This is a genomic window from Hungatella hathewayi WAL-18680 (genome assembly GCF_000235505.1).
Classification (GTDB): Bacteria; Bacillota; Clostridia; order Lachnospirales; family Lachnospiraceae; genus Hungatella_A; species Hungatella_A hathewayi_A.
In genome coordinates this window covers 231,154-238,433 of the sequence record NZ_JH379028.1, presented here as the reverse complement: position 1 = coordinate 238,433, position 7,280 = coordinate 231,154, and the positions used below count along the sequence as shown (strand labels likewise).

General features: G+C 50.4%; 1 protein-coding gene. It reads right to left on the bottom strand.

The window, feature by feature from the left end:
- Window positions 1-7,280: hypothetical protein (locus HMPREF9473_RS16970; protein ID WP_006781407.1), on the bottom strand; the 7,280-nt coding region annotated here is incomplete at both ends.

Genomic DNA, 7,280 nt, shown 5'->3' with positions numbered 1-7,280 from the left:
CTTCGTCTCCGCCACATGGATGCCGCTGTATTCCATGAAATACCGGTATGGCAGCACACCTCCGTATTTCAGCCGGTACTCCATCCACGACGTTCCGCCCGCCGCCGCATCCTTATCATAGTACTTCTCGCCGGACAGAGGACCGCTCTTCCCTGCCAGGTTCGCAAGTCCCAGCCTCACTCCTCCGGTGTCAGCAGCCAGCATGCCGGTGTTTGAAAGTGCAATGCTTGCTTTTACCGGCGTCAGTACCGCATAGCCGCTTTCTTTTTTTGATTCCGCCTTCAGAATCTTTCCGTCTATGGGATAAGCGTTTTTGTTGGTAATGTTTAAATCCACGCTGTAATCCTTATGGTCTGTCCCATCCGGCGTCAGCTGGGCCATGGTTACCTTGACCGGCATCATAACACTCAAGGTCTTGCCCACGGAGCCTTTGACCGTCATCTGTATTTCGTAACGGTCAGTTCCTGACGCCCCTTCCAGCAGGACATAACGGTCCTCCGGTTTTGTGTAGGCGGCCGCCCGGCCAAGGCTCACACTGCTGACATTTCCAAGGCTTGTAACCGGGTTGTTGAGCGATTGTGATAACCCCTTCAGGTCAGTTCCCCCCGCTTTAAAAGCCAGGTTTGCATTGGCATTCGTGTAGCCATACTTATGATAATTGCTGTTTGCCCCGGTTACATCCGTGTATGTTGTCTGGTCAAAGGCATTTCCCGCATCTCCTGTGGTTCCCGGTGTGAAGGTGCTGTCTGCTGGGCCAAAAGAGCGGAGCTTCATATCGGTGATTGTCACGGAATTTGACCCACTGTCTTTCAGTGTGACGCTGCTTCCGCCTTCCGGCGTATCCTGAACAAATTCCACAGCTACGGTTGTCGGAGCCTCGAAGGTCGGATAGCCTTTCGTCTTTTCAGCATCCAGGCTGGTGTACCATACCCGGTCGGTCCCGGTCCGCAGTGTTCCGCTTTCCCCGCTTCCAATAGTGTTGAGTTTCTTCACTACATCACTGCTCTTCATCTGCTCCGTAGTCATTTTCGTAACGCCACTACCGGAACCACTTAAAAATACCCCATTTTTACTATTTACAGTGGTATCTGCATAACAGTTCTCAATTACTCCTGAATCAACCATTGCAAAGCTATTAGCAGAACCTGCATTATAGCAGTTTGATATGATTACGGAGAAACCATCGCAAATTCCCATATCATCCCCCACAAAAACGCCGGTCCACTTGTTAGTCGTTTCCAAAGTTCCCAGATTATAGCAGTCGGTCATCTCGCCTCCTCCACGATTTACTACCCAGGCACCTCCTGCCACCATGGCACAGCTTTCACCGCTGCCAACTATTTTACTGCTGGCTCCGATTCCCAAGTTCCGGATTTTCACTGGATACTCGATAATGCCAAATAAGCCCAAACACGTTCTCCCGTTGATATACATTCCGTCAATCTCATGTCCTCTGCCATCAAACGTCCCTTTGTATGACCGAACAGTAGCATCTCCAATTGGCTTCCACTGCACGGCACTGGCGATATTGTCCAGAACAGGGTCGCCTGTGAATGTGGTGTAAGTACTCCCAAACAGATTGATATCTGCCTCCAGTCTGACATTTTTTTCCTTATATTCCGTATAGCTATTGTTTACCATATAGGCAAACCAAGCCAGCTGCTCGGCTGTTTGGATTTGATATGGGCTGGTATTGCCGTCTCCGGACGGTTTTCCCATATCTTTAAGAAGGCCGTATTCCAGAGCTTCACCTACCGACTCCCAGCTTTCCGCCGGTGCCAGTTCTGTAGTATTCAGCACCGGATAGCTGCTCCCTTCCACATATGTCCAGGTAAAGCCGGTACTCTGTTTTAAACTGCTTCCGTTTAACCTCCAGGCCGCTCCCCAGGTTCCCATTCCTTTCGTTTCTACCAACACGCCGTTCACACTGGTTCCCGAAGCATATGGTTTTTCGATCAGGCAGTCTGATATCGGAGCGCCTTCTACATCGCCATATCCAGCAATCGAGCCGACAACTCCTGATCCGCTCGCCGTTACATGGCCAGCATGATAACATCCTGTTACGGTCACTTGCGTTCCCCGCCCGATGATTCCTCCAACGCCAGATACGCCGCTCACGCTCCCCCGGTTTATGCAGTTTCGGATTGTCACACGACAGCTTTCGGAGCTGGTGTTTCTCCCACCGCCCAGGATACCACCTGTATAATCTCCTGCTGTATTGCTGACCGTGCTTCCTTCTCCGTTATAACACCCTTCCAGTGTCACCTCCGCTGTGCTGTCTGCTCCGCCTACGCAGCCCCCGAAATAAGCGCCCTTTCCGGTTAAATTTCCCTTATTTCCACACTCGGTTATCGTAACACCGGTTCCATTGACATACCCCGCAATTCCACCGGCATGATAGCCCGTCACTTCTATCCGGCTGTCAGAAATGCTGGTTTTCTTGATAGCGGCATTGTCACCCAAAGTGCCAAACAAGCCCTGATTTCCTACATCCTTTGCCAGCATGGCAGTAATGGTATGGCCGTTTCCGTTGAAGGTTCCCGTATACCGTTTTCCATCCGCATCACTGCCAATTGGTACCCACCGCAGTGCCTTGTCAAGAGTTGCCGACGAATCGTTCGGGTCATAGGCATTTTCTCCGTTATAAAAGGAACCGTATAAGTTAATATCGTTTCTCAGCTCTCCGCATAGATTATTGCGGCCTGCAGCATTGTTTACCTGATAGGCAAACCAGGATAGGTCCTCTGCGGTTTTTATCAGGTAAGGATTTCCCACAGTTCCCGGTGTAATGGAACTGGATGGGTAACGGCTGGAGGGGGCCGGGGCTGCTTGTCCCACATCCTCCCAGCTGGTATAGACAGTCGATGCCGTGCCAAAGGATGGGTATCCGTTATTTTTATCATCGCTCCGTATCCAGGAACTACTGTTGGTATTTAATAAGCTGAGAATTGCATCACTTTTCATCTCAGCGGTGGTTTTAGAGCTGACATTTAGCTGTTCGGGAGTCCCTTGGCTTACCTCATTCAGAGATAGAACACCACTGATCTGCTCATCCCAATAGCTGTCCATTATCATTCCACGGTTCCCTGTGCAAGGGAAATATCCGGCAAGTGCCCCTACGGTTCCGGAACTCGTGCTAAGCGCACCAGCTGCATAACTGTTTCCTATCGTATTTGCACCATTACTAAGGGTTCCTATATCCTGTCCAACAAAGGTTCCTGTGTTACTGCCATGTCCGGCAACAGACGCACGACTGTAACACATCAAAATGTACATCGGTGCATACTCATCCACATTTTTAATAATCCCTACCATTGCCGCAGTTCCTGAGTCCCTGCCGGCAGGCGGTGCAGTAGTTGTTACTGAACAACTGGTATCCAGTCCCACTGTCGATATCATTGCACCGCCTCCTGCGTAACCAAACAGTCCGCCGACACCAGCCTGCTCCACTCTCATGTTGGCAATCACACTGGGTCCCCCAAAGTTTCCCTGATAGACATTGTCCGCCGTACCTATGGGAATCCATCGGATGGGGGCATCGGCGGTTCCGCCATATTGGCGTCCCATTAAGTCTATGTTTGTGGTAAGTTTTGCTCCTGCCTTTGTCTTGGTGCCGGCATTCACATCATAGGCAAACAGGGCCAGCTTTTCAGCGGTGTCAATGACATAGGCGCCATCTGCGTTCGTTGATGCCGCAGTTGCTGTGACAAGGCCATCTGCGACTCCCTGGGTTACAGCTCCCCAGCTGGGGGCCGGCGCAGGAGAGCCAAAGCCAGGATAACTGCCTTCCTGATAGGTCCAGGGGCCAGCCATACTTTCACCATTCAATTTATAGGCAAGCGCCCATGATTTCATCTGGGTCTCTGTCAGGACGCCTCCTCTTTTTCCTGCTGCCGTTCCCTCTAGAGAATATGAATTTTTGATTGTCCCCCCGGTACTAAGACCATCTGCCAGACTGCTGGTTGTATTTCCTTCTATAATGACTATGCCAGTATTGTAACAATTCTCAACCACTTTAGGGCGATATGTTGCTATTCCTCCTGCCTCGTAATACCCAGTGTTTGCTGCTGTTATATTTCCCATATTATAACAATCAATAATCCTGGTTCCTTCTCTTGCCTTAGCTACTATTCCCGCAGCATGCGGATATCCACCTCCGCCTGTATCAGCCTTAACATTTGCCTTATTATAACAGCGTTGAAAAAGAGCTTTTGTCTCGGAACCAGTCCAAGCTACATAAGAAGTATCTGTCGCAATAGCGCCTAGCGAAGCACCAACCGCTTCACCAGATTCAATTCCAAAGTCTCGTATTGTACCGTTGAAAGCATCGCCAATAAACCCGGTTGAAGCGTAAAAATTTGATATTGCATGTCCATTTCCATCAATAGTACCTGAATATCCAACTTGCTTCGAAGTATGTACTATGTTTATTCCAGGCCACTTCAGTCTCCCGGCGCCATTATTGTATTTTTCTCCGTTTAAATCTATATCATTTTTCATTACCATACACCAATTGCCCTTTGTTTCTTTGTAAATAGCGTAGGCAAACCAGGCTAATGCCTCCGGTGTACTTATCTCAAAAGGGTTAGCAGCGCTACCATCTCCTTTTGTTGGTTTATAAATTCCCATTCCGTTTATATCGTTGTAAACTGCCTCTCCCACGGCATTCCAGTCTGCATAAGTAACTTCGGTATTCACGATTGGGTTGATATCCAAAGAATAGGTCTTAGCAGCCACGCCTGAAATGGCTTTAATTTGAGCTTTTTTCTGTGTCTGTTTATCCGACTCACTCTCTGGCACTGACGCTTCTGTCTCCTGATTTTCGTAGACAGAGGTCAATAACAGTCTTTTATGCATGGATATGTTCACAGGCGGCTCTTGTGAATTCGTCGTTTCCACAGGATTCTCCAGTCCTGGACCTCGAGGGCCTTCTGATTCTGCTGGTTCTTCCAGACCTGGGCCACGGGGAGTTTCTGTTTCCAGCGGTCTTTCAAATCCAGGGCCGCGGGGTATTTCTGACTCTGTCGGTTCCTCCAACACGGACTCCGGGCTTGATCCCGGAATTGTGTTGGGAATTATGGGTGTCTCCGCTGTTTCTGCTTCTTCCGGTATGCTGTCGATCCTGCTTCCCATATGTATTTGGTGGTTTTCATCGATGTGGATATCTCCCTCTACACTCCATGTGATGGACTGGCCGTCCATCTCTTCCGGGAGAATAATCTGGCCCTCTTCCAGTATTACATTTCGGAGAGTCATGCCCTCCGGCAGAATCAGGGTGACTGCGGAGACTCTGGAATAATCCGCAATTGTCTGGTTTTCGTGCAGGGCGAAATACTCTATCTGAGGATAGGCATTGTCTGTCTGGTACCAGGTTCCGGGTATGTATTCTTCTATTCCGGACATCTGTATGGTGTTTCTCGCTTCCAGGGATATGGCGGCGCTGTCTGATGGAGATTCTATCGCCAGTTCCCCATCTGCCCCCTTCCCGGCTGAGGGTACTTCGTCAATGCTTCCGGCTTCCTGTGCGTTCCTGTCATCGGTGCAGGCCATCTGTCTGTCGTATACGCAGCCAGTGAACCGGCCGTTTCCCTCCGCACAAAAACCACCGCGGACTCTTCCGCTCATAGTCAGCGCTGTGGAGGAATAGCTGTTTTCTATCCTTCCATGATTGTCTGCCACGAAGCCGCCAACTCTGTCACTGCCATCCAACACTCCGGCCGAATAGCTGTTTTCCAGGTGCACTGCTTCTCCCAGCTTTCCGGCGAAACCTCCTGTCCAGGTGTCTGCATGTTCTATCTGGGTGATGATGGTCGCACAGGTGAAGCAGTCTGTGACGGTTGTCGTGCCTTCCAACTGTGCTATCAGACCACCTGCTAGTACACGGTCGGCAGTCACGGCCAGGTATAGGGCTTCGCCATCTCCTCCCATATAGGAGTTCTCTTTTTCTTTCTCTGCTTCTGACGGAGTTGCTATGTTTGGTTTGTAAACCTCCTGGGCATCAGGTGGAGTTGCCTCTGCAAGGTCTGCTTCTATGTCAGGTCCTATCACCTCAGACAGTTTCATCATCCGGTATTGTCTGTCTATTTTTTGCAGAGCTACGGTCTCTGGTTCTTCATCTGGCTCATTTATGGAATTGTCCGCCTGTGTTTTATCGGTCTGCGCACTCTCTTCTTGATGATTTCCTGACTGGCTACTCTCCGACAGATTACTTTCGTGCTGGCTGTTTTCCGATGAACCACTTTCAGGCTGACTGTTCTCCGACAAACTGCCTTCAGGCTGAGCATTTTCTGATGGACTATTTCCAGGCTGGTCACTTCCTGACGGACTGCTTTCTGACTGGCCGCTCTCCGACGGACTGCTTCCAGGTTGGCTGCTTTCCGACGAACTGCATTCAAGCTGGCCGCTCTCTGATGAGCTGCTTTCGAACTGGCTGCCCTCCGACGAACTACTTTCAGTCTGGCTGTTCTCCGATGAACTGCTTTCAAGCTGGCCGTTCTCCACCTGACTGCTCTCTTCCACGCTGCTCTCTTCCACGCTGCTCTCCGCCCCGCCATTGCCTGCTCCACCAGCAACTCCAGGACCTTTCACTTCCGTCTCGGTTCTTTCCGGCGTCTCATCTCCCGCAGGTCCGATGACCTCCTTTGTCACCTCTTCCGTCGTCTCCAGTTCTTTCCACTCCAATGCCTCTGCCGGACTCGCCTTCTCTATCTGATACCATGTCTCAACAGGATTGGATGCCTGTATCTCTCCTCCCATTCCACAGTTGGCTATCTCAGAGTCAATGACATACGCCGCCAACGCCCCATAACCGTCCACATAATGCTCCCCGTCATAATATGTACAGGGATTCGTAATCATGGTCTCGCTTAGAAACAGATTCTCCACGCTGGCCTTCTTCATCACCCCAAACAGAGGTCTCGTCAGACCGCTGACCACATGTCCATTTCCATCAAAACTTCCGGTAAACGGCTCCACATTCGTCCCGATGGACTTCCACAGCCATCCAAGCTCCAAATCCTCCTCCAGCTGGTATCTCCCATTCAGGTTATATTCTTCGCTCTCCTCATCCAAAAGGTACTGCTCCAGTTCCTCCTCCGTATAGATCAGTATCTTCTCCCGGCTCTTGGCGCTGGCTGTTCCTATGCTGTGGGCCGCATATCCAATCCCTCCCACGGCAAGGACGCAGACAATCCCTATCATCAGATACCCCAGACGGTCCTTCCCTTTCGTTTTTGTAATGCAATCTAAAATAGGCTCATCCTGTATTCCTCCAACCTTTA